The 25,613-nt window shown below is 43.7% G+C and carries 16 protein-coding genes; 14 read left to right on the top strand and 2 right to left on the bottom strand.

The window, feature by feature from the left end:
* Positions 1-123: 123 nt before the first annotated feature.
* The 4 genes from ACRRU2_RS19830 to ACRRU2_RS19845 all read left to right on the top strand — a co-directional run bounded on the left by ACRRU2_RS19830 (position 124) and on the right by ACRRU2_RS19845 (position 3,467).
* Positions 124-1,047 (top strand): ABC transporter ATP-binding protein, encoded by a 924-nt coding sequence (locus ACRRU2_RS19830; RefSeq protein WP_432504361.1) that lies wholly within the window; start codon positions 124-126, stop codon positions 1,045-1,047.
* Positions 1,040-1,717, top strand: a complete 678-nt coding sequence (locus ACRRU2_RS19835; RefSeq protein WP_432504363.1) for an ABC transporter permease — start codon at positions 1,040-1,042, stop codon at positions 1,715-1,717. The genes ACRRU2_RS19830 and ACRRU2_RS19835 overlap by 8 nt, the downstream gene beginning before the upstream one ends.
* Before the next feature lie 7 nt (positions 1,718-1,724).
* Complete coding sequence (locus ACRRU2_RS19840; RefSeq protein WP_432504365.1) at positions 1,725-2,672, top strand: phosphotransferase enzyme family protein; 948 nt, start codon at positions 1,725-1,727, stop codon at positions 2,670-2,672.
* A 489-nt stretch (positions 2,673-3,161) separates the two neighbouring features.
* The gene (locus ACRRU2_RS19845; protein ID WP_432504367.1) at positions 3,162-3,467 is read left to right on the top strand and encodes a MazG nucleotide pyrophosphohydrolase domain-containing protein; all 306 of its coding nucleotides are present in this window, start codon (positions 3,162-3,164) and stop codon (positions 3,465-3,467) included.
* A gap of 270 nt (positions 3,468-3,737) precedes the next feature.
* Here the strand turns inward: ACRRU2_RS19845 and ACRRU2_RS19850 are convergent, their stop codons facing one another.
* Positions 3,738-5,162: a PLP-dependent aminotransferase family protein gene (locus ACRRU2_RS19850; protein WP_432504369.1), complete on the bottom strand. Its 1,425-nt coding sequence runs from the start codon at positions 5,160-5,162 to the stop codon at positions 3,738-3,740.
* A 244-nt stretch (positions 5,163-5,406) separates the two neighbouring features.
* Between ACRRU2_RS19850 and serA the strand changes: the two genes are divergently transcribed.
* Both serA and ACRRU2_RS19860 read left to right on the top strand, forming a co-directional pair.
* Complete coding sequence (gene serA, locus ACRRU2_RS19855; RefSeq protein ID WP_432504371.1) at positions 5,407-6,999, top strand: phosphoglycerate dehydrogenase; 1,593 nt, start codon at positions 5,407-5,409, stop codon at positions 6,997-6,999.
* An 81-nt stretch (positions 7,000-7,080) separates the two neighbouring features.
* On the top strand, positions 7,081-8,307 hold the full coding sequence (locus ACRRU2_RS19860; protein ID WP_432504373.1) for a benzoate/H(+) symporter BenE family transporter: 1,227 nt from the start codon (positions 7,081-7,083) through the stop codon (positions 8,305-8,307).
* Between the two features lie 23 nt (positions 8,308-8,330).
* On the opposite strand, the gene ACRRU2_RS19865 is transcribed toward ACRRU2_RS19860, so the two are convergent.
* The gene (locus ACRRU2_RS19865) at positions 8,331-9,761 is read right to left on the bottom strand and encodes a PLP-dependent aminotransferase family protein (RefSeq protein ID WP_432504375.1); all 1,431 of its coding nucleotides are present in this window, start codon (positions 9,759-9,761) and stop codon (positions 8,331-8,333) included.
* Positions 9,762-9,984: 223 nt separating this feature from the next.
* Between ACRRU2_RS19865 and ACRRU2_RS19870 the strand changes: the two genes are divergently transcribed.
* From ACRRU2_RS19870 to ACRRU2_RS19905, 8 genes are all read left to right on the top strand, one after another.
* Positions 9,985-10,125, top strand: a complete 141-nt coding sequence (locus ACRRU2_RS19870; RefSeq protein WP_432504377.1) for a GrpB family protein — start codon at positions 9,985-9,987, stop codon at positions 10,123-10,125.
* Positions 10,126-10,205: 80 nt separating this feature from the next.
* Positions 10,206-11,201: an Mbeg1-like protein gene (locus tag ACRRU2_RS19875; RefSeq protein WP_432504379.1), complete on the top strand. Its 996-nt coding sequence runs from the start codon at positions 10,206-10,208 to the stop codon at positions 11,199-11,201.
* A gap of 750 nt (positions 11,202-11,951) precedes the next feature.
* Positions 11,952-14,246, top strand: a complete 2,295-nt coding sequence (locus ACRRU2_RS19880; RefSeq protein WP_432504381.1) for a helix-turn-helix domain-containing protein — start codon at positions 11,952-11,954, stop codon at positions 14,244-14,246.
* A 186-nt stretch (positions 14,247-14,432) separates the two neighbouring features.
* Positions 14,433-15,392, top strand: coding sequence for an ABC transporter permease (locus tag ACRRU2_RS19885; RefSeq protein WP_432504383.1), 960 nt, complete (start codon positions 14,433-14,435; stop codon positions 15,390-15,392).
* Between the two features lie 2 nt (positions 15,393-15,394).
* On the top strand, positions 15,395-16,291 hold the full coding sequence (locus tag ACRRU2_RS19890; RefSeq protein WP_331701204.1) for a carbohydrate ABC transporter permease: 897 nt from the start codon (positions 15,395-15,397) through the stop codon (positions 16,289-16,291).
* 31 nt (positions 16,292-16,322) lie between these two features.
* Entirely contained in the window at positions 16,323-17,915 is a 1,593-nt protein-coding gene (locus ACRRU2_RS19895) for an extracellular solute-binding protein (protein ID WP_432504385.1), read from the top strand.
* A gap of 120 nt (positions 17,916-18,035) precedes the next feature.
* Positions 18,036-23,762, top strand: coding sequence for a DUF7594 domain-containing protein (locus ACRRU2_RS19900; RefSeq protein ID WP_432504387.1), 5,727 nt, complete (start codon positions 18,036-18,038; stop codon positions 23,760-23,762).
* 66 nt (positions 23,763-23,828) lie between these two features.
* Positions 23,829-25,538, top strand: coding sequence for a hypothetical protein (locus tag ACRRU2_RS19905; RefSeq protein ID WP_432504390.1), 1,710 nt, complete (start codon positions 23,829-23,831; stop codon positions 25,536-25,538).
* Positions 25,539-25,613: the final 75 nt, after the last annotated feature.

The raw sequence follows: 25,613 nt of genomic DNA on the forward strand, positions 1-25,613 counted from the left end.
CACTCCTTTTCTATTGCTGGTTACCCTCTCCCCAATGAATCGAGTGCTTAAGAAATTTGTAAGGAATGAGAAAGAAATAAGATAATGATGTTCCTTATGATGATACTAAAGGGAGGGAATGCAATGAGCGACGTAGTTCGAACAATTGGGTTAACAAAAATAACAAAAGGCAAAGAGCTCGTTTCCAATATAAATCTTCATATTAAAAAAGGAGAAATATATGGATTTCTCGGACAAAATGGAGCAGGGAAAACAACTATTATGAAAATGCTGACTGGCTTGATGATTCCGACAAGTGGAGAAATACAATTGTTTGGCCGCTTGCTTACTGAAAAATCGAAGGCTGCTTTAAACCGGGTCGGCAGTATTATTGAATATCCTATCTTTTTCGATCATTTAACAGCATTTGAAAATTTAAAGCTTCATTGTGAATACTTAGGTTTTTACGATGATAAAGCGATAAGAGAAGCCTTGGATTTAGTTCACTTAAAAGGAATTGATAATAAGCAGGTGAAGGACTTCTCGCTCGGGATGAAGCAGCGGCTGGGGATTGCCAGAGCGATCATTACGAAGCCGGAACTTATTGTTCTGGACGAACCAATCAATGGGCTTGATCCGATAGGAATCAAGGATGTGCGAGATTTAATTTTAATGCTGAATAAGGAATACGGCATTACGTTTCTGCTTTCAAGTCATATTTTAGGCGAGATGGAGCTGGTTGTGGACAGGATTGGGGTTATTCATAACGGAAGTTTAATAAATGAAGTCACTTTGGCGGATATTCGAGAGCAGCGAACGGAATATATAGAGCTAATAACTACGAATGTTGAAAAGACCGTTTATTTACTTGAAACTGAATTGCAGATTTCTAATATGAAAATTATACAAGATCGCAAAATCCGAATTTATGATAAGACACAATCACAAAATGCTATTTCTAAATTGCTAGTATTACATGACGTAGAGATAGAAGGCATCCAAAAGCATACGAGTTCATTGGAAGACTATTTTTATAAGCAAATTAATGGGGGTGGCAATAGTGAATAGACTGGTAAGACTGGAATGGAAAAAGTTAAAGCAAAAATCTATTATGGGCGAGGTCATTATTTACTGGTTTATTCTTCTGGGGCTGCCGGTTTTTTTTGTGAAAGTTGTAAGTGCTGATTTTGGTCAGAGCTTTGATTCTTTATTTGAGCTTATCCAATCGATACAAAGAGGAATTGTCCTGCTTGGAGCGTCGCTAATCAGCCAGGTTTTCATAGATGAATATAAAAATAAAACGATCTCGCTTTCCTTCGGATATCCGATTAGCAGAAAAAAACTGTTCACGGCAAAAGTGATGTTTATCGCCTTTTTCATTTTTTTAACTACCATTGTCTCTTATCTATTGACAGGAGCAGCAACCTTTTTAATGAATCAAATGTTTCCTTTTGTTTATTTTTCAATAACGGGATCGAATTTGGTAAGTTACTTTAGCGGTATGATTACCGGATCATTTATGGTTACGCTAATTAGCTTTATTCCGCTTTTCTTCTTTGCCATTTGGAGAAGAGCAACGATTCTCACTGTAATCTGCGCCATAACAGCGATGAATTTACCAAACTTTTCATCGATTTTTCAGTTAAATAGCGAGCTTATTGTAATCATGTTGTGCGGAATAGGAGCATTGAGTTTATTTCTTTCTATAAAAACAGCAGAAAGTGTAGGAGAGGTCTAGATAGCTTATGGATAAAATGAAACACCTTTTGAAAGTGAAGTATGATTTGGAGGCTGCTAAGATTGTACCGCAGCACGGCGGCTGGGCGGCACTAGCCTTTAAGGTATACAGCAGCGATGGTTCGTTCTTTTTGAAGTTTTATGAAAAAAGCCGGGCGTCGACACCGAAGTGGACGGCTCTCATTGATCAATATGTTCCAATAACGGTTTGGCTTATGCACAATAGCCAATTGAGAGGCAGACTCCCCGTACCCGTACTAACCCAAAACGGCGATTATAAATGTGAAGATGATGAAGGAATCTACTTGCTGTATGAATATATCGAAGGCGAAACGGTTGGTGACAAGGAATTAACGGGAGATCAGGTTGAAGAGCTGTCAAAAATGATTGCAGAGCTTCATTTGTATGGGGAAGAAATCCCTGTGGAAACGAAAGCTATTAAGGAAGACTTTGCAGTTCCTTTTTTGGCTCAGATGAGGACTGTAGTAGATCAGGCGATTGACGAGCTGCCTTATGAAGTACGGGAATTAATACAATCTCATATGGCACAGCTCATGAAGCTGATGGATTCCATAGAGAAACTGTCTGCAGATTTGATGAAAAGAAACTTAAAAATGACGTTGTGTCATACCGATCTCCATAATTGGAATCTGATGCAATCCAGCAGCCGGCAGCTGATGCTGATTGACTGGGAAGGGCTAAAGCTGGCACCTGTTGAAGCCGATCTGATGTTTTTTATTGATAAGCCTTACTATCATGCATTTATGACCAACTATCGCAAGGTCCATAACGAATTTGCAATCAACCCCGATGTGCTGCAATTTTATCAGGACCGGCGCAAATTAGAGGATATTTGGGAATTTATAGAACAGATCTTATTTGACCGGCAAGACGCTCAGGAACGAGCTGAAACAATCAGTCATCTGAGCAGAGAGTTGCGTGAAATTAATAGCTGAATGGTTATCAGGTTAAGTATGCGCAACGCTCTCGAAGTTTTCTGCAAAGCCTACTGCTCTAAGCTTAAAGTAGCTTAAAGCAGCAGGCTTTCTTTTATATGAAGTTATTGTGCTTCTACGCCGTTATTTGCTGTGTTAATATTTGATTTGTGAAGCAGTAAATATTCCATTAACAGCTGCTTCAATCGATGACATTGGCGCTTTAAGCATATAATCTGCAAGTCTGTGAAAAATCAAATCTCTTAATGAAAAATCAAAGTCCATAAATATGGATTGCTTCAGTTAAGTTGTTTTGGATATTTATCCTCAATCCAATTTTAGATATCATCATAGTGAATAAAGCAATTACTAAGGCTGTTGATTCATTGTGGCAACCCAAACTTGATCACAGTGTACTCCCTTTTCTATTGCTCGTTACGTTATCCACAATGGAGCGACACTCTCATTATTACGCGTTAGAAATTTAGGAGAATGAAAGAGGACAAAACAATGGATATTTCAAGCATGCAAAACTATGCCAAGCAGTTCAGTGAGGAAAAGGGATTCGGTGTCAATACGATCCAGACCCGGACTTTGTATCTACTGACGGAAGTGGGAGAGCTGGCAAAGGAAGTTTTAAGCATTTCATTTTACCCGACGGAGGAAAAGGTGCGGCTCGCTAAAGAAAATATAGGGCTCGAAATGTATGATGTGATTTTTAATATTTTAGATCTCGCGAACCAGCTGGAAATCGAATTGGAAGAGGCCTGTCAAAAAAAGATGGAGCTCAACAAGCATAGAATTTGGTATGAATGATAGCCAAGCCGAGCAACAGCAAAGAGCCGCTTGTCCTGCAGGCAGGAAGGGAAGCTCTATTGTGATTGTCCTAACGGTTGCCATAGACGCTATTTCGTTTATTTTAGCTCGTTTGAATTTGTAACGGTTGCCACGAGCGCTATTGCATCTTTTCTCGAGCAAAATCATTGCTTTTTGGGAAATTAAGCGTAATAGCAACCGTAAGAAAATTTAAGCTGCCATTTTTGCACGAATAGCGTTTGTGGCAACCGTTAGAAGTTAAATAGTTAGTTATAAGACCGTTTCCGCAAGTCTGTACATACCTTCCTCTATTAGCTCCTCTTCTACTTTGGCAAAGCCCAATACCCACCCTTTACGTTTGCTTTCCAAGCAATAGGAATGGAGTTGATGCACTCGAACTCCGCCTTGAAGTGCGCGAAGGGTCATTGTATCCTCGTCAAATGTTTCATCCGCTTCCAGCAGTATGTGCAAGCCTGTTTCGATTCCTTGTACGGTAAATTTGTTATTAAGACCACTTGCGACAATTGCCTTTTGTACGATTTCATGGCGCCGCCTGTATATATTTCTGGCTCGCCGCATATGGCGCATGAAATACCCGTGCTCGATGAAGTGTGCTAATGTCACTTGCTCCATGATAGGAAGATGACGATAGGTAAATGCTTGAACGCGGGCCAGTTGAGCGATCGCTTCAGTTGGTCCAATAACCGCGGAAATGCGAATGCCTGGCGCAGTCAGTTTAGAAAAACTCATCAAATAGAGACAATTTTGCGGAAGCCTGCTATATAAAGTTGGCATCGGATCGCCGCGATAGCGAAATTCACTGTCATAATCATCTTCGATAATCCATGCGCGCTGCTGTGCTGCTTTATGCAATAGCTGTTGTCTGCGCGGCTCTGACAAGATTACACCAACAGCGCATTGGTGAGCAGGAGTAACGAAAATAAGCTTCGATTCAGATGGGATTTTCTCAACGATAAGGCCGTGCTCATCAACAGGAACGGGAGCAATCTTCATTTGCCTATACTTCATTGTCATCCAAGCGACGGGATAGCCGGGATCTTCAACCGCCACGACGTCTCCTTTGGTCAAAAGCGTTTGTGCAATGAGATCAATACTGTGCTGGGCTCCGGAGGTCAATAAAATTTGATTTGTTTGAACATGGATTCCTCGTTCCAGCGACAAATAACGTTGGATTTGCCTCCGCAAAGGCTCAAATCCATAAGCATCACCGTATGACCAGGAGGATGCTTTTAATTCTGAAGAGGTATTCAAATAAGATTTTCGCCACGCTTTTAGAAACTGCGCATCTATATAAGGCTGATAGGGGCTAAAATCGATGACCGATGCTTGGTTATCCTTACTTCTAAACCACTGCTGCGACTGGTCAACGAGCAAAGGCAATTCAGGGAATTGAGGCAAGATGAGAGGGGAAGCCTCTTGCTTCTGCTTGTCATTGAACTGTATCCAATCACTGACTCGCGTTCCGCCGCGGCGTGAAGTTACCGTATAACCTCTGGTTAACAGTTCTTCGTATACAATTTGCACGGTAGAACGAGACACACCCAGCTGCTTAGCAAACTCCCGGGAAGGCATCAGCAGTTCTCCCGGCTTCCACACCCCATTCGTAATATGTTCGATAGCCTGATCAAGCAATTGCTGCCAAATGGGTCTTTTGTCGGCACGATTTATGTTCATGGAATAGTTACCCCCTTATATAAGCAGTGATGGAATGAAATAACGTCTTTTGGATTGCTCAATTACACCTATTTTGGATATTCATAACCAATCCACCTATTGCTATACTAGCATAGTAATCTTTAAACAAGCAATATTTTACAGGCTGAATGTCTTTCAACAAAATTAATCTATTGCTGAATACAAGCTTGAAATTCAACATTCGTGCAGCTTTCACAGTTCACATAGAAAAGGAGGAAGGATCATGTTCAAAGTTTTGGTAGCAGATCCGATAAGTGATTTTGGATTGCAGCAGCTGATGCGTGCTGAAGATGTGGAGGTAGCAAAAATAACGGGGTTAAGCGAGGAGGAGCTCATAGCTATTATCGGTACCTTTGATGCGCTTCTTGTCCGTTCTCAAACGAAAGTCACGCGGCGCATTATGGAGGCAGGTGTTCATTTGAAAGTGATTGGCCGAGCAGGTGTCGGTGTGGACAATATTGATCTGGATGCCGCAACGAGCCAGGGGATTATTGTCGTTAATGCGCCTGATGGCAATACAGTGACGACCTGCGAGCATACTTTTGCGATGATGATGGCAGTGGCCCGGCATATTCCGCAAGCTTATGCCAAAACCGTTGCAGGCCGCTGGGACCGCAAATCATTTCTTGGCGTTGAATTGCGAAACAAGGTACTTGGTGTGCTTGGGCTTGGACGTATTGGGATCGAAGTAGCGAAGCGTGCAGCTGCGTTTGGAATGACTATTATCGGCTACGACCCCTTTTTATCGGAGGAAAGGGCAAATAAACTGGGAATCAAGCTGGCGACAGTAGATGATATCATTCGAACAGCTGATTTTATGACAGTTCATACGCCACTGACGAAGGAAACGCATCATATGATTGCGAAGCCGCAATTTACTGTGATGAAGCGGGGGATGCGTATTATCAACTGCGCCCGAGGTGGAATTATTGACGAGCTGGCTCTTATTGAAGCGCTTGATGAAGGAATTGTGGCAGGTGCCGCTTTTGATGTATTTGAACATGAGCCGCCGGCGCCGGATCATCCATTTCTCAGTCATCCCAAAATGATTGTTACGCCTCATCTTGGTGCATCGACATTGGAAGCACAAGAGAATGTAGCCCTCGATGTTTCCGAGCAAGTTATTCATATCCTGCGGCAAGAACCGTTTAAAAACGCGGTCAATATGCCGGCCATATCAAACGATCTGCTGAACAAATTGCAGCCATACTTCACATTGTGCCAGCAGCTGGGAAGTTCACTTGCCCAGATGACAGATGGCGCCGTGCGAGAAGTGACGGTGGAATGTGCAGGAGAGCTCGCTAATCTGGATACGTCGCCGCTGATCCCTTATGTGCTTAAGGGGGTGCTTTCACATCATCTCGGAACAGAGCAAGTCAATATTGTCAATGCCGTTCATTTGGCAAAATTCCGTGATATTCATCTAGTTGAACGTAAATCATTGTTAACCCAAAGCTCGTCCAGCGAGATTACGATTCGATTAAAGACGACAATCGAGGAGAGATGGGTGACAGGCTCGGCATTGCCTGGTGTCGGGGAACGAATGGTCCGAATTGGCCCCTATCCCGTTGATATTCCACCTGAAGGATATGTTCTGATCATCGCACAAAAGGATAGGCCGGGAATCATAGGACGTGTTGGAACCTTGCTTGGGAATAGCGGTGTTAACATTGCGACGATGCAGGTGGGACGCAACGAGGTAGGCGGTTCGGCGGTCATGATTTTAAAAATCGATAAAAAAGCGCCAAAGAACGTGCTGGAATCTTTATTTGCGATACCAGAAATCAAGCGTGTACGTGAAATCTCCTTCGACTAGCTTTAATTGATGAGAAATTCAAAATAGAGTAATGAAAAAACATACAAATAGGATAATCAGGAGAGAGGCAGGAGAACGTTAATGAACACAACATCGTCTTCGCTGAGCGGCCGCGATTTGATTTCACCAACTATAGCCGCTTTAATATCTGTTATTGTCAATTATGGAGGCACCTTTATTCTTGTGTTTCAGGCAGCAAAAGTCGCGGGTTTAAGTCCTGAAATGACCGCCTCATGGATTTGGTCGATCTCCATTGGAGTAGGTATAACCGGGATATGGTTAAGTTATCGCTACAAGGAACCGATTATTACGGCTTGGTCAACGCCAGGCGTGGCGTTTCTCGTCTCGGCATTAGCGGTAACCCCTTATCCTGAAGCGATTGGCGCGTATTTAATCTCAGCGTTAGGATTTATTATTTTGGGATTATCGGGCATGTTTGAACGATTCGTTCGGTTAATTCCTCCAGGCATTGCTTCAGGGCTGCTGGCGGGCATTTTATTGCAATTCGGTATTTCAGCATTTGGCGGAGCGAAAGTTGACCCCTTGCTTGTCGTGGTTCTGTTTGCCGCGTATATCCTATTAAGACGATTTACATCCCGGTACGCTATTGTCGGTATTTTGGTAATCGGACTTCTATATTTGATTACTATGGGAAAAGCAGACTTTAGCAATATTAAGCTGGCGATCGCTTCACCTGTATTTGTCGTTCCGGAGTTTTCACTGCATGCTTTATTAGGTGTTGCCTTGCCGCTGTTTATTATTACTTTGACAGGGCAGTACATGCCTGGAATGATCGTATTGCGCAATGACGGTTTCAAAACGAGCGCGAATCCTATCTTGACTGTGACGGGTTTGGGCTCGCTCCTTACAGCGCCATTTGGCTCACACGCTTTTAACGTAGCGGCTATTACAGCAGCAATCTGTACAGGGAAAGATGCGCACGAGGATGCGTCCAAACGTTATATTGCTGGTATTGCCTGCGGCATATTTTACATTGTTGTCGGTGTTTTTGGAGTCACGCTGGCTGCTCTGTTTCTCATTCTTCCAGCTACCTTTATCGCAACATTGGCGGGATTGGCATTGCTGGGCACAATTGGGGGCAGCCTTGCTAATGCTTTAACAGATCCAAAGGGACGCGAGACAGCGCTGATCACGTTTTTAGCAACTGCTGCGAATGTGACTTTGCTTGGCGTCGGCGGCGCATTCTGGGGACTTGTCGCAGGGATGGCAGCACATCTGCTGATTCATGGAAAATTTCACAAAAAGGAATATCGTTCGAGCGGATTGAAACAAGTAGAGCAAAAATAAAAGAACTGGCGGGGATGCTTGAATTATATAAGCATCTCCGCCAGTCTATAAATACCTTTCTCGATAGCTGCTTCATCTACTTGAGCAAAGCCTAAAACCCATCCTTTTCGATCGCTTTCCAGGCAATAGTTGCTAAGCGGATATACACGGATTCCTTTTTCGAGCGCCAGGTTTGTCATCGCTTCTTCGTCAAACGATTTATCAGCTTCAAGGAGCATATGGAGTCCCGTTTCTACACCGGTTAATGTAAAGTATTTGTTCAGACCAGATGAGATAATTGCCTTCGTCATTGCTTCGTGTCTGCGCCGATATACATTTCTCACTCGTCTCATATGACGTGCGAAATGACCATGCTCGATAAAATGGGTAAGCGTTAATTGCTCCATAATCGGAAGATGGCGATACGTTAATTCGTGGATTCGGGCAAGCTGACGAACAGACTCTTTTGACCCAATGATGGCTGATATTCGAACACCGGGAGCAATCATTTTGGAAAAACTCATCATATAGAGCGTATTTTGCGGCCGCTGACTGAACAAGGTTGGAAGCGGATCACCTCGATAGCGGAATTCGCTGTCATAATCATCTTCAACAATCCAAAATTGCTGATCAGCAGCCATATGCAGCAATTGTTGCCTTCGTGGTTCCGACATAATAACGCCAACTGCACACTGGTGCGACGGGGTAACAAATACAAGCTTGGATTGCGGGTGAATACGGTCAACGCAAAGCCCGTACTCATCAACCGGAATGGCTGCAACCTGCATATGACGAAACTTCATTGCCATCCAAGCGGCAGGAAAGCCGGGATCTTCTATCGAAACGATATCTCCTTCATGCAAAAGGGCTTGGGCGATCAAATCAATGCTATGCTGTGCGCCTGAGGTTAATATGATTTGATCGATAGCTACATGAACGCCTCGTTCCAGTGATAAATAACGTTGAATCTGTTCCCGCAGCGGCAAATATCCGCAAGCGTCTCCGTAAGCCCAACTGTCCAGATTTGTTTCGATGGACACCTGTAAAAATGATTGACGCCAATTTTTTTGAAATTGATCATCTATATAAGGCTCATGAGGATTGAAATCGATCTCCGCTGTTCGATTTATTTTGTCTCCGAACCAATTGTACAAATGGCCTGTTGCAGCATTTAATAAAGGCAATTCGGGGAGGACAGGCCCTTCTGCTGCAGTATCCTCTGCAGGAGGATCTGTATAGGTCCAATTGCTGACTCTTGTCCCGCCGCGCCGAGAGGTTTCGGTGTATCCGCGGCTGTATAATTCCTCGTAAACAATTTGTATGGTAGAACGAGATACGCCAATCAATAGAGCAAGCTCGCGGGAAGGGAGCAGCAATTCGCCCGGCGGCCAATTTCCGGTTGTAATATTATGGATCGCTTGGTCTAGCAGCTGCTGCCAGATAGGGCGCTCGTCATCTCGGTTTACTTTTAGCATATGTTCGCCTCCAGTACATTGCTGGAATTATGGATTGCTATTAATAATAGAAAGCCGTTGATTATTAACATTCCATTGCTTGCTATACTATCATGACAATAGTTGCTATGCAATATGAATAACAGTTATACGTTGACATAGCACTCCGATTTTTATATATTGATGTAATGCCCTTAATTTGGGAAATATTGAACGGGAAAATATATAATAGGGAGTGATGAAAATGAAAATTGCAGTAGTCGATTCTGATCCGAATTGGAAAGACGAATATGAGAAGGAAAAGCGGGCGATTCATAAGATAGCAGGGGATGCATTAATTAATATCTTTCATATTGGCAGCACCTCTGTTCCGGGAAGCGCTTAAGAAGCACTGGTCTTTACGTTAATTGTTGCTATAATGATACTGCTAAAGTGAGCTTCTTATACAAGGAGTGGGTAGAGTTTATGGCAAATATAATGGATTATTTGGATTGGCGTGGTGATTTGACACTGGCGCAATCTCCTTTTAATGAAGTGGATAATTTGATTTTGTCTCAGCTGGTCTATATCAATTTTGATTATATTGTTCCATCCAAATGGGTTGATGCCAATATCACGATACGAGAAGCAGCCATTCTTTATTTTTCAATGTACGGCAAAGAGCAAAGCGATCAATTTAGCTATATGGTGCGTGCTTCAATATCGCTGCTGAGCAAGCTGGCCATGTCCCCGCGTTTTGCAGATGCAAGGCTGTCCAAATTTGAAAATATGATCGACCTTGACCGCACAAAGCAATTTGCTGCTATGCATATTGAACTTGGCGACGGTTCTCTTTTTGTTGCTTTTAGAGGCACTGATAATACGATTGTCGGCTGGAAGGAAAATTTCAATATGAGTATTAGCATACCAGTCGCTGCACAGTATGAGGCGGTTTGCTATTTGGAGGATACTACAGAAGTCTGCAATCAATTGCTGCGGCTGGGCGGCCATTCCAAGGGAGGCAATCTTGCTGTATACGCCTCCGTTATGTGCCGTTCGGACTTAAAGGAACGCATAGTGGAAGTATATAATCATGACGGGCCCGGCTTTGACGAAAAGATGATAAAAAGCGAGGCATATCAGCAAATGCTTCACAAAATTCGTACTATCGTCCCGCAATCCTCCATCGTTGGTATGCTGCTGGAGCATGAGGAAGAGTATACGGTCGTGCAGAGCAATGCTTCCATTCTGGTCCAGCATGAAGCTTATTCATGGGAAGTACTGGGTAACAGCTTCGTTAAGGGTGAAAGTTTAGAGAAAAAAAGCGAATTTGTTGATCAGACACTGAAATCATGGCTTGCGGGCTTGGATAAAAAAGAACGAACTTCGTTTGTTTCGGCGTTGTTCCATGTGTTTGATGTTGGCGATATTCGGACGTTTGAAGATTTAAGTCGTGCAGATGGCAGAAAATCAATAATATGATTCGTGCCTTGAATCAGTCTTCAGAATACAAAGCTGTACTTATGAGAGCATTGAGGCTGTTGTTGAAAGAAGCCAGGAAAGTATTTATGGCATCTCGCAAAAAAAATGATCAGACAGAGTCCGGAGAAATACGGATGCTAGAATAGGTAGTCCCTTCGTATGATTCGGGGGAGCTGGAGAAGCGGGAGCGGCTGCATTGCAGGCGGAAATGCAGTCCTCCTCTCTATCAACTATCGCAGATCGAAATAGAAAGTTAGTCATTGCACTCAACAACCCTATGCGTGCCCGCACCACCTCAAAACGCCTCAATGTATATGAAAATTCATATACATTACGCTAAAATGCTCCAAAAAACACAATTGTATATGAAAAATCATACACAATCGGTCGGCGCCACCTCGAATCCACTTTTAGTTGGTACATTTCGCGATACAAAAGTTTTTCAACAGCCAAATTTCCCCCATACCCCCTCACTTTTCTTTAGCGCATCCGTTTCATCTTTCTCCCAACACGCCATCATTAGCGGATAACCGATCTGACCACCAACTACAATAAGGATTACCCACCGAAATCACGCTGTGAAGATTGAGTTATAAGTTAAAGGCATCTCCCTTACTAAAGCAAAAGAAGGTGCATTTTTTTAAAACAAGGTGACATCTTTTATATTTCGGCATATATCTTCATTGTTTAGGTTGTCTTCCCTCTTATATAATTAAGGAACTTATTTGCTAGAGAGTAGGAGGGGATAGCATGAGATTCAACATATCGCGAAAAATTTCACTCACTTATAGCATTGTTCTGCTAGTCATTATTGTGCTGAGCTTTATGCTGCCCTATGTCGGAACGATAGGCAGATTGGAAAAGGATCTGAAGGATGTGCATTATGCGCTGCTCAAACAAATTGATAATAAAATTGAGCTATCCTTTCGTGAAACAGAGCGCAATTTGCTGAAGCTGGCTGGAGAAATGGAGTTTGTCTACTTTATGTATGACAGTTACGAAAATGAATCAGAGAAGTATACAAACTTCTATAGTTTATCCAACAAGGTCACCAGTTTTTTGCATTCGAATCCGCAGTTAGCTTCTGTTTACGTTTATTCTGATGTAAGCGGAAAAATATTAACCAATAAAGTATACTTGCCCAGTCTCGATAATGATGACAGCTGGCTGGTAGAGCATTTAAATATGGATGGATATATAAAGTGGCTGCCTACACATAAAATTTGGGAAGGCTCTATGCAGCGAGACGTCGTAACGTTAATTCGGCCTTATCCGACAATAAGCAAGCCAGGCTTTCGCAAAGGTTTGGTCGCGGTAAACATTGACGAGGTACTGCTGCAGCGGATGATAGCGGGCAACTACGATACACAATACGCTGGACAAACGATGCTGCTTGATCATGAAGGTAATGTAGTGACTCATAGCGATAGGTCGAAATTGTATGGAAATAGCGAAACCCTGCCTTACATTCAGCAAATACTGGATGGCGGAGACAAGGGAGAATTCACTGTCAATATAGAAGGAACCGAGACATCGATATTTTATCAGAAGTCGGACTACACGGATTGGAAAATTGTTACCGTCATTCCTAACTCAGCAGTGTATAAACAATTGGAATCGACACGCGATTTGTTAATTATTATTGCACTGTGCATGATCGTAGCGGCACTATTATTTATGTTTTATTTTAATAATAGAACGTTTAAGCCTATTGAGCGGTTGGCTGGAAAAATGTTTGGAGCATACCGTAAGCCGCCGCAAGGGGCGGTTGCCAGACTAAAGGGTTTTGGTTCTTTGGAAACGATATTCGATCAGCTGCATACGGACAGAGAACAATTGGAGCAGCAAGTGCGTGATTTTAAGCCAGTTTTGAAGTGGCGGCTTATGATGGATATGCTGACCGGCAACAAGACGGAGTTTGCTGCTGTTGGGCACCAGCTTGAATATATCGGAATAAAACTATTTCCGCATTATTATATGGTGTGCAGTGTAGAAATTGAAAAGAGCGAAACAATGAGCAGCCGGGATCAGGCACTATACACATTTATGCTTTGCAATGTTGCCGAAGAGCTCATTAACGCTGAACATGCCGGTATTGCTGCCGATTTGGGCGGAGGTAAGGCAGTTATCGTTATTAGCTTTGCAGAAGGAGACGAGGAACAGAATCAATTACGGGCGCAGGCGATTATGGATTTGGTGCTTAAGGTGATGGAGCGCGAGTTCCATTTGTCTGTAACAGCAGGTCTTGGCAAATGCTATGCCAGCATGGACGGTATTCCGAAATCGTATGACCAATCGATCAAGGCTTTGCAGTACAAGCTGTTGTTTGGTGCCGCTGCAGTCATCTCGATAGACGATATATCAACCTCTCAAAATCAGGACTACTACAAAATTATAAAAAAAGCAGAACGTGTTACGGAAGCATTGAAGCAGGCTAACAGTGAGCAGGTCAACCAGGAGGTAATAGAGATGTTCTCCGATGCACTTGGGAGCAATCTCTCGCCTGATTTAATCCGGCAGCTTGCTTATGAGCTTATTATGAAAGCTTTGCAGATGGTCTCATCTATCGGTATTGATCCGGAAGATACCATTGCATCCTTGGGCAACCTGCATCAACGTATCTCTACGTGCGATAACTGGTACGAAATTGAGCAGATCGTACACAGTGTACTGAATGGAATATTGGATAAGATTGTAGAAAAACGCAACAGTCGCGGAAAAAACAAATCGGTTGAAAGCATTATTCAATATATACAGGAGCATTACCAGGAAAGCGATTTGTCCTTAGATCAGTTGGCGGATCAGTTTCAGCTAACCCCGCCGTACATCAGCAAGTTATTCAAAGAGCATACAGAACGCAATTTTATCGACTATTTAATAGAGATTCGTATTGCTGCCTCTCAAGAGCTGTTAAAGGATAAAAATAAAAAAGTAAACGAAGTATCCGAGATGGTAGGCTACACAAATACGCGCAGCTTCTTGCGCGCCTTTAAGAAATATACGGGGCTTACGCCTACGGAATACAGGGAGAGATACAAGGCTTAAAAGCAGGTACAGCAAGGCGATGAATAAAAAAATACACGGATTTTAAAAATTGTAACTGCCCATTTCGCAAGTTATGACACCTTTTTAAAACGAGTCTCTATCTACCTTAAGGGATTATCCCATACAATCCAATTGCAAGATACACGAGCAAAGCTTTGCAAAATGATTGAGGGAGGAGGATGACAAGTGAAAGGTGAAATCCCGGTGAACCAAATGCCAGTCAAACCAGATAAGAAGAAGGGCATCGTCTTAAAAAAGCTCGTACGAGACAGGCACTTATATACGATGCTCTTGCCTGTAGTTTTGTTTTATGTAATCTTCAAGTATCTTCCCATGGGCGGCGAGATTATAGCATTCAAGGATTATCGGTTCATTGACGGCATATTGGGAAGTAAGTGGGCAGGTTTTAAACATTTTGAATTATTATTTCAAAGCGCTGACTTTTGGCGAATTTTAAGAAACACACTTTTGCTAAATGTATATAGCTTAGTGTTCGGTTTCCCGGTACCTATTGTTTTGGCCTTGCTGCTTAATGAGGTGCGCAGGGAATGGTACAAGCGGCTGGTGCAAAATTTTTTGTACATCCCGCATTTTATTTCTTGGGTAGTGCTGGGCGGCATTCTGGTTGCGATGTTGTCGCCAAGTACCGGGATTATAAACCTGATTTTGAACAAAGTGTTTGGCATCGAGCCCATCTATTTTATGGCAAGCTCCGCTTGGTGGCCGGTTATGTATACGCTATCAGGAATATGGCGCGAGGCTGGCTGGGGAACCATTCTTTATTTGGCTGCAATGGCATCCATCGACACACAATTGTATGAGGCAGCAAAGATTGACGGGGCTAATAAGCTTCGACAGATCTGGCATGTAACTTTGCCCGGTATTCGCAGTACAATTGCAATTTTGCTTATTTTGCGAATGGGCAGCATGATGGACGTCGGTCTTGAACAAATATTGGTGCTGCAAAACAGTTCAGTGCTTGATGTCGCAGATGTAATCAGTTCGTACGTGTACAGAGTAGGTTTGCAAAATATGAACTATAGTTATACGACAGCCATTGGTTTATTCCAGTCTATTGTCGGTCTTATCCTTATAGTTAGCGTGAATCGCATTATTAAAAAGAGCGGGGAACGGGGGTTGTGGTAGCTATGAACAAAAAGTCTGCAAGAACAGAGCTGCTGCCGCAGCTGGGCAGAATCATCAATGCAGTTTTTCTGGCATTATTCGCGTTGATTGCATTGTACCCGTTCTGGTATGAGGTTGCAGCGTCTTTCAGCAGCAGTCGAGCGATTACATCAGGTGAGGTTATGCTTTGGCCGGTTGAGTTTAATACGGAAGCGTATAAGCGGCTTTTTGAAGATGGGCAGCTGCTCGTAGCGATGAAAAATACGATACTAGTTACAGTTGTTGGTTCCTTTTTAAATATCGCTGTCACCATTCTGGCCGCTTATCCGTTGTCCAAAAAAAGATTGTTCGGGCGCAGTACGCTGTTAATGTTTATTACATTTACAATGCTGTTTGTTACCGGGCTGATTCCGAATTTTATTCTTATCAAATATTTGGGACTGATGAATTCGTATTGGGCCTTATGGCTTCCGTCCTTAATCAGCACTTACAATATGTTCGTTATGAAAACGTTTATGGAAGGACTGCCCGAGGAAATTGAAGAGTCGGCAGCTATTGACGGAGCGGGAGACTGGCGTATACTAAGCCAAATTATTTTGCCGCTTTGCAAACCGATTATCGCAGCTTTATCGCTGTTTTATGCTGTAGGGTGGTGGAACAATTACTTCCAGGTCATGCTCTATATCGGCAAGTCTAACAAGCAAACCTTGATGCTCAAGCTATATCAAATGATCAGGCAAGTAGAGCAGCATCTGCTTAATCCTGCGGGTGGATCAGAAGGTGTCACACAAGTTATTCTGACGCCGGAAGCGATCAAAGCGGCAGCAATCGTTATTGCGATTACTCCGATATTATGCGTATACCCATTTTTGCAAAAGCATTTTGTTAAAGGGGTATTAATCGGTTCTGTAAAAGGCTAACCAATGAATCTATGAAAAAGGGGACAAATCTATGAAAACAGTAAATAAAGTTAGTAGAGTGTTAATCGCAGTTATGATGCTTGTGTCGATATTGGCTGCTTGTGGTTCCAATAGCGAACCGCCAAAAGCGAGCAATGAAGGAAGTAATGCTTCTCCCAATCCTTCAGCAAGCGAGGGAGGAAAAACGGAAGGAAAGAAAGGGAAAATCAGTATTTCGATGTTTGACCGCGGACAGGTAGCTGCCGACGAGGGCACCTATGAGAGTAACCGCTGGACTAAATGGATCAATGAGAATTCTCCTACTGAGGTAGAATGGATTCCCGTACCCCGCAATGAGGCGCAAAGCAAGCTTAACGCTTTGATTGCATCAGGCGAGGCACCTGATCTGATCTGGGAATATGATCGCAACTATATGACGCAATTAGCGGCGCAAGGCGCTATTCAGCCGATTGGCGAGTATATCGAAAAATACAGTACCTCTTATAAAGCCTATTTAGAAAAAAATGCAGAACTTAAACCATATCTGACTGTAGACAATAAGATTTATGCAATTGCATCAAAGCGCGGTATTGATGGCATCGCCAATCATGCGATGTGGGTTCGCCAGGACATTCTGGATGAGCTTGGGGTTTCGGCTCCTGCAACCATTGATGAGCTTATCGATTTTGCCCGCAAGGTGAAGGAAAAAGACCCATCTATGACGCCGATCGTATTTAATGGCAATGGACATGGCATTATGCGCGCTTTATATCAGGCGGCTTCAGATCAATGGTACTTGGAAGACGGCAAGATGGTATATGCCAGAACGCTTGATCGCTATGCGGATTCGTTGGCTTTTCAAAAACTAATGTTTGATGAAGGGCTGATTGATCGGGAATACATTACAGACAATAATTTCGAGCGCTCCAAACAAATTTGGATTACAGGCAAAGCGGCTATTATGCTTGGAGCATGGGATATGCCTAATGAGTACCGTGATATGATGCAAAATGTGCCAACGGCGCAGCCTGTGCCGCTTGAGCCGCCTGCAACTGCTTTGGGCAAGACAGGTCTTTATCAAGAAACGCCAGCCAACATTTATGTCATGTTCAACAGCGAGATGAATGAAGAACAAATTAAAGATGCGATTGCATTTTTGGATTGGCTTATTGAGGATAATTGGCTTGTTCTGAAAAAGGGCTTCGAGAATGAGCATCACAAATTGGAGAACGGAATTCCGCAAATTATTAACGCAGATGTATTCCGCAAAGAAGCAAGTTATGCAAGTGAATATGCTGTTATTCATCAATGGAGCCCGGAACCATCCTGGTATCCTGTGCTTGCGGCACAAGATGAATTGTCTCAAGCCTATGCTAAACTGCAAACTATTTCTATCGAAACGGCTTTGAAAAATAAATTCCGCAGAGATATTGCTTATAATCCTGATCTTCCAGAATTGAGCCAGCTTATTGCGACATTCCGTCCAATCGCTGAGCAAATCGAAACAAAAGTAGCTACTGGCGGCAATGCTATGACTCCTGAGCAAGGCTTGGAGGAATTGCGTAAAGAATGGAAGCGTCTTGGCGGCGACAATATTGAAGGCTTGGTGCAAGAGTGGTACGAAGCCAATAAAGAAAATCTGTAAGGATAGGAGCAATATTTGCAAAAAGCGGGCGAAATCGCCCGCTGGATGCTTCTATTGGATGCAAGGAGATGAGCAATAAGCATCACGAGCTTTATATTTAAACAAGTTCGGAGGATGAAGATGAGAAAAACAAAGCGTTCATTTCAAACATTAGCAGGCTTGCTTGTTTTAAGTATGTTATGCACACTATTTCCAATGAATCCAACACCTGCATTTGCAGAAGTTCAGGAAACTAGCAATACGCAAGAGACGGATTTGCTGCATACATTTCGGATGTTGCCAACGGATGATACTTTTGTAAGAGGTTCAGGCCCATTTGCTAATAGCAATTATGGAAAAGAAACAAGTCTTGCAGTTAAAAAAGGTAATCTCGATCTAACTCGAGAGAGTTATATGAAATTTGATTTTACAAACATTTTTACGGAAATAGAGTCGGTCAAACTAGTTGTATTTGGAGTAGCTTCTGAAGGAAAGCCGACTCCTATTCAATTGTATCAAACTGAAAATCATGATTGGACCGAGGAAACATTGACTTGGAGCAGCAAGCCGCCTTATGAAACAGAAATAGTGGCTGATTTTATGCTAGAGAAGGATGCTAAAAGCTTTGAAATAGATATTACAGAGCAGGTTCAAGCCAATATGACTGCAGATAAGCTGCTCAGTCTTGCCTTCATACAGCCTGATGTATCTGGAGGACAGGGGCTGCTAGGATTAATAAACAGCAAAGAAAGTGTCAGTAATCAGCCGTATGTGGAAGTAACCTATAGAGCACCCAAAGATACATCGGCACCTGTATGGCCGTCAGGAAGCGAACTGACAGCTGCCTTGTCTGGCGATGATAGTATTAGTCTCAATTGGAACAAGGCTGTAGACGATCAGGCAGTGACTGCCTACCGCATTATACAAGATGGACAATTGATTGCAGAAATTGATGCAGCCCGCACGCATTACAAGGCAGGAGGGCTGTCTTTTTCCGGGGCACACTCCTTTAAAGTTGAGGCGTCTGACCCTTCCGGCAACTGGACGATAGATGGTCCAGAGACAACAGTCACGACTCCCGATGTGATAACCGTTCCTCCTGTCGAGGATACTCATGTGAATGCAGGCAGCGCCGGACAAACAAACTATGGAACAAGTGATAAGCTGCTCGTCAAAAATATGAAAGCGGATCCTAATGTGACCCGCCAAGCTTTTATGAAATTCGATTCAGGAGCGCTCCCGGAAGAGATAGGCACAGCAACACTCCATTTTTATGGTTCAGTGGTAGACGGCGGAGGCAGTCAAATAGAAACTGCTATCTTTGGGCTGGAAAATCACACATGGAAAGAGTCAGAAATGACCTGGAACAATAGGCCGGAGGCTGTGCATTATCTAAGCAAAGTTACTATAAATAAAAATTTGGGATGGCATCAGGCAGATGTGACCGCCTATGTGAAAAATCAATTGGACAGAGGCAGCCAACATGTCAGCTTTGGACTAATCCAACTGGAAGAGGTCGGATTGGTAGCCGCTATAAACAGTAAAGAAAATGCAGAGAACAAGCCTTATCTTAAAATTAGCAGTGCTCGTGCCAACGAATCGGCGCCAAGCTGGCCATCAGGCAGCAGCGTTCATCTCCAAAGCATGGGTGAAAATACAGTAACAATGGGTTGGAATGCTGCAGATGACCAAACTGGTGTCACACAATACCGCATCTATCAAGAGGGCATGCTGCGAGACACTGTGGGTAGCCAGACAAGAGAGTATTCTGTTGCAGGCTTAGAAGTGGGCGAACGATATACGTTTACCATACAGGCAGGGAATGCTGCCGGGGAGTGGAGTGAGGATGGTCCTATTCTGACAGTTAGGCTGCCGGAAACGAAGTTCAAACAAACCGTGCTGGGCAATGTATTCATGAATAATGAGCCTGCCAAGTTTATTGTGGAAACGGTTCGTCCGAACGTGAGCTGGCAAGCTTATGACCTGAACGGGACAAAGGTGGCAGAAGGAACAAAACAAGTGGAAAGTGGCCAGGCAATCATTGAAGTTCCTAATACGGGGCTTGGTTATTTCACACTTGAAGCACAGGCTGAACAAAGTGGAAGTCTGCCCATTCGTATAAAAACAACATACTCGGTGCTTACACCGTTCACAGCTCCGCCAAACGGAGGATCGCCATTCGGATTAAATACACATTTGCACCGAATTGCCTATGGTTGGAATGCGGATCTCGTGCAGCTGATCAAGTATGCGGGGGCAACCTTTGTACGTGACGGTATAGAATGGTCCGGTATTGAAAAAGAAAAGGGGGTATACAGTTTCCCGCCTGCTCTTGAAAATTATATGGAAAGATTAAAGGATGAAGGTATTCCGCTATTATTTGTAGCCGCTTACAATAATCCGTTCTACGATAATAACGGAACGCCATTTACAGATGCAGGCCGGCTTGGTATGGCTAACTATGCCAAAGCCTATGTTGAACATTATAAAGATCAAATACTTGCTATGAATGTGTATAACGAGTTTAATGGCGGGTTTGGCAAGCGCGGTAATAGTCCGGCTAATTCACAAGCCAGTTATTATTATGAGTTATTAAAGAAAACCTATGAGGTTGTAAAGGCGGAGCATCAAGACTTGCCAATTGTGGGCATTGTTTCTGCCGGTATTAATCTGGAGTGGATTGGAGATGTGCTGCAAAGAGGCGGCATGAATTATTTGGATGCGATTGCTGTGCAGCAGTATGAATATCCGAACAATCCCGAAGGGCTTGCTGGAAAGCTTGAAAATTTGAAAACTTTAATTAAACAACATAATAATGGAGAGCTTGTCCCCATCTGGCTGACAGAGTTCGGCTGGCCTACTTTCTTGGGTGCGCGAGGTATCGACGAAAAACTTCAAGCGGATTATCTGCTGCAGGGTCATGTGATTGCACTTGCCAGCGGTGTAGACAAGATGGTTTGGTACGACTTAATGGATGATGGCATGCAGGCTGATCTTAATGAAGATAATTTTGGAATAATTCGCAATGAGAAAAGCTTGCTCGGTGCCCATACAGCTAAACCTGCGTATGTTAGCTACGCAGTTATGACAAGGGAATTGACGGGAGCACAGTTTGAAGAAAAGGAAAGTGTAGATGCTCCTATACACAGTTATCGCTTCTCGAAGGACGGTCAGCCTGTCAGGGTGGTTTGGTCCAATGAGAGCATGATTATTCAAATGGCCAGCAGCAAGCCTTTTGAAGTGATGAATATGATGGGCAATGTAGAGCAATATACCCCTGTAAACGGGAAAGTTACACTTTCTCTTGGCAGCGAGCCATACTATGTATTGGGAGAAGTAGACGATATTTCAGTTGAAACATCCATTACAATCAGCGGTGCAGCTATAGCTGCAGGAGATGGCGGGAAATTTATCATTGCGTTAACGAATAATAGTCAAAAGAGGCGTTCTCTGACTTATGAAGTTGAAGGGAAGACATACCCGGTAACAATCGAGCCAGGGCAAACAGCTCGTACAGAAATAATGGTGTCCGACACACGTGAAGGCTATCGAAATATACCGATCTTCGTATTGGAGGACGGCAAGAAAGCCGGCAAGCTTGGCTATCAATTGCAAATTGACAAGGCAAGGGAAGTAAAAGTTCGTCCGGCTATTGAGCTGTCCAAGGATGAGGACGGACAGTTTAAGCAGGTGCTTCATGTTGATGTAGCTAACTTTAGTAAAATTCATCAATTGGATGTTCAGCGCGTGGAATGGAGCATTGCTAATCACTCCGGCATACAGAACTGGGACGCAAGCATAGCTCCTGAACAGTCTGGACAATTGAGCATAACGCTTCCAGATTACGCATTCGGAGAAAATTATAAGGCTTCTGTGCGGGTAGTGTTTAACGAAACGGATATTTATCGTTATGACGGAAGCTTTGGCTTCAACCCGATTACGGAACGCACAATAGAGCCTGGAAAAGAGATGGATCCTGAGCTTGCGGCAATGGCTCCAACCATTGATTTGCAAAAAGCCAAGGAAGTTAAGCTTGCTGGTGTAAGCGGCAATATCGATGTGCGCGGTAAAATATGGCTGAATTACGATCGTGACCATTTCTATTTGACGGCACAAATTGACGATAAGGTGCACGCTGCAGAGCTTAAAGGTGATCAAATATGGAATAACGACAGTATACAGTTCGCTGTTGCCGCAGGCGTGCCGGGCGAAAGCAGCAGCTGGTATGAATTTGGACTGTCCAGCACGCCAGATGGTCCGCAAATGTACCGTTTCGCCGGTCCGCCTGGGTCTACTAAAGGACCTGTCGAATCCGGAAAATTAGTTGTTGAACGAGATGAAAGCAGTAAGACAACGATGTACCAAATGGCTCTGCCGTGGTCCGAGTTGTCCCCAGTGCTTCCGCTGCGTCATGAAGTAATGAGCTTTTCCCTGCTTGTGAATGACAATAACGGGGATGGACGCCGCGGCTGGATGGAGTGGGGGTCTGGAATCGGACTGGAGAAGAGAGGCAGCCTGTTCCAAACGATGCAGTGGGTGCATACGGAGGATTTACCGATTGCTGAAGATGCTTCCTATCAGGCAGAAGCAGGCAAGGATCTGCTAGGCAAGCTTACAGTAAAAGCTAGCTCCGACGATGCGCTTACTTATGAAATAGTGAATAAAACTAAACAAGGCACTGTAGAACTGGTGGATCCGTCATCAGGAGAGTTCCGATATACGGCATCATTGTCAGCAGCAGGTGAGGATCAATTTACTTTCCGTGTCCATGATGGCTATGGATACTCGAATACAGCTACAGTAAAATTAACCATTGCAAAAAAACAGCAGCCGCCATCCGTATTTCCTATTAACACAAAAGAGGGAGAGCTTTATATTCCGGCGGGAGCAGCAGGCGAGATAAGCAAGGAACGCCAAATTAAGCTGAGCATTCCGGCAGGAGCAACAACATCAGGTGCGACGTTCAAAATTGAAGAGCTTAATAATAGAAATATCCAACAGCAAGGTCTTCGTCTCCTAAGCTCTGTATATGAATTAAGCCAAAATGCAGAGGCTGAATTGACAAAGCCTGCCGAGCTTCGCCTTTTCTATGAAGGAAAGGCAGCGCAGGATGAGAAAATTGTCCTCGTCCGCTATGACGAGCAACAAAAAGTATGGATCGTAGTGGATGCGAAGGCAGATGAAGAGTATGTAGCGGCATATATTCAGGAGCTTGGTATTTATGCTGTTGCAGCAATGCAGCAGAATATGCCAAATACACAACCGGTGCTTACAGACCTTGCAGGACACTGGAGCCGAGAATCGATTGAGCAAGCTGTCGCTGCTGGTCTTGTTACCGGTTTTCCAGATCGTACGTTTAGACCGGATCAAACGGTGACTCGTCAGGACTTCATTACGATGCTGGTCCGGATGGTGGAACTTCAGGATAAAAATACGAGGTTGCAAGCAGGGCATGGGGAGCCAGAAAAGCCTGCAGTGAGATTTAATGACGCTGCTAATATTAGCAGCTACGCTCGACAAGCTGTGGAGCAGGCAGTGGCAGCAGGATGGATCTCAGGCTATAGTGACGGCAGTTTCAAGCCGCAAGGTGAAATGCTTCGCACAGAGCTAGCAGCTGTACTTGCCCGTATATCTTCATTGCACAGTACATCTGGAGAGCAGAATGGGCTGTCAAAACAGTTGGATCAGTTGTTCACTGATGCCAAGGACATTCCTTCATGGGCGCGAGGCTATGTCGAGCAAGCTGTGGCAAACGGTTTGATGCAGGGCAATGGGAATGGGAAATTCAACCCGCTTGGAAAAGTTACCCGTGCAGAAGCTGCTATCATCGCTTTAAATTTACAGAAATATCTACAGACGTTGGATTAGAAAAAAACACAGACGAACGCCGCAGCTGTCTCAGGCAGCTGCGGGACAACAAGGAGTTGGAAACGTATGAGGAACGATATAAAAGTAAATGAACTGCAATTGCTTAGAAAACAAATAGCGTCAAATGAATCAAACTATAATGCAGAAATCTGTATGCTCCGCTCACCATTTTCAAGTCCCGGTTATCATACCACAATTAAAGAAGCGGATTTTATACATTCCACCAATCATTCATTAATCTATGCTTTGGGGTTGCTGGATACGGAAATGGTTCAATATGAACAACGGGCTTTCGATATTCTAAAGCAGGTTATTTCTTTACAGGATAGAGACCGCAGTCGAAATACATTCGGCATCTGGCCATGGTTTTATGAAGAGTCTCTTGACCAGATGTCTCCGCCGGATTGGAATTGGGCTGATTTTTGCGGCAAGCAGCTCGTTCTGGTCATATCTCGTCACGGACAACGGCTTCCTGCTGCGTTGTATGAGGAAGTGAAGCAGTCTATATGCTGTGCTTGCGATGCTATCATTTTGCGAAATATAGGTCCTCATTACACCAATATTGCTATTATGGGTGCGTTCGTTACGTTAATTGCAGGCGAACTATTTGGAATAAAGCAGTATGAGCAATATGGAATTGAACGGCTGCGCAAACTGAATGAATTTACGCAGATCAACAAAGCCTTCCAAGAGTTTAACAGTCCAACCTATACGACAGTAGCCATAACAGAATTATCAAAAATTGCTGCGGAAACCTGTAATAAAGAGGCTAAGCAAATAGCTGAAAGCTTGCTTGATTTGGTCTGGTCGCAAGTATCTTCCTATTTTCATGCGGCAACCAGACAATGGTCAGGACCGCATAGCCGATGCTATCATACGTTACTTGATCCTAATCACCAAGTGTATTTGCAAATGGCAACTGAAGGAGAAATCAGCTTCTTCAGCGAGGATGAAATGCCTTATAATTCGGAATGGTACAAAGCCGGTATCCGTTGTCCTGAGAAATATCGTACTCGTTTTAGCAGCAGTGAAACAAGAGAGCTTCATCAGAAATTTACATCAGCTAGCAAGGAAAGCCCCGAGAAATGGGCTTATACCTATATGACAGCCGATTACTCTTTGGGCAGTTTTAATAGAGAGATTATGTGGAATCAGACAAGAACGCTGCTTGCTTATATAAACAATGGTGGTGAGCCTGTCTATGCCCATCTCCGCTTTTTGCATGACGGCTATGACTATTGCTCAGCAATATTCCATGGCGTGCAGAAGGAGAGCCATGTTCTGTTTGGCATCAGTTTTGTAACAGATGGCGGCGATACACATCCGAATTTGGATATGATCGATGGAACCATTACGGCAAAGGACTTGTGTATAAGGCTGGAGCTTTACGGTTGCTTGGAAGGAATCGTATGTGATACGGAAGACCAAAATGTACAGTTGAAAATTGGGAAAACCACGTTACAGCTCAGCAAATGGTACGCCGCATTTGAAGAAGATGTTGACAGTACGAATAGCTTGCAGCGCCAAGGTTGGCAAGTAAACAAGCTTGATAACGGCAAGCTTGCGCTTGATTTTGTTATTTATAGGGGTGAGGCCAAACAAATCGACTTCCGTCAGCTTCAACAGGCAGCTTTTGTAGGTTCCCTATCGATGAATAGTCAAGGAAATGAAAACTCGGTCGAGGTTACTGACGATTCGGGATTGATTAAAGCGAGGAGTCTGTCGCAAGAGGAAGATATGGTTTTAACGCTGCCTCTCAAACCAATACAACGGTAAGCGTTTTGTAAACTTTAAAGGAGCTGTTTCGCAAGGTCACGAATGACCACGGAACAGCTCCTTGCAAATTTTGAG

The organism is Paenibacillus sp. GXUN7292, assembly GCF_050864975.1.
Classification (GTDB): Bacteria; Bacillota; Bacilli; order Paenibacillales; family Paenibacillaceae; genus Pristimantibacillus.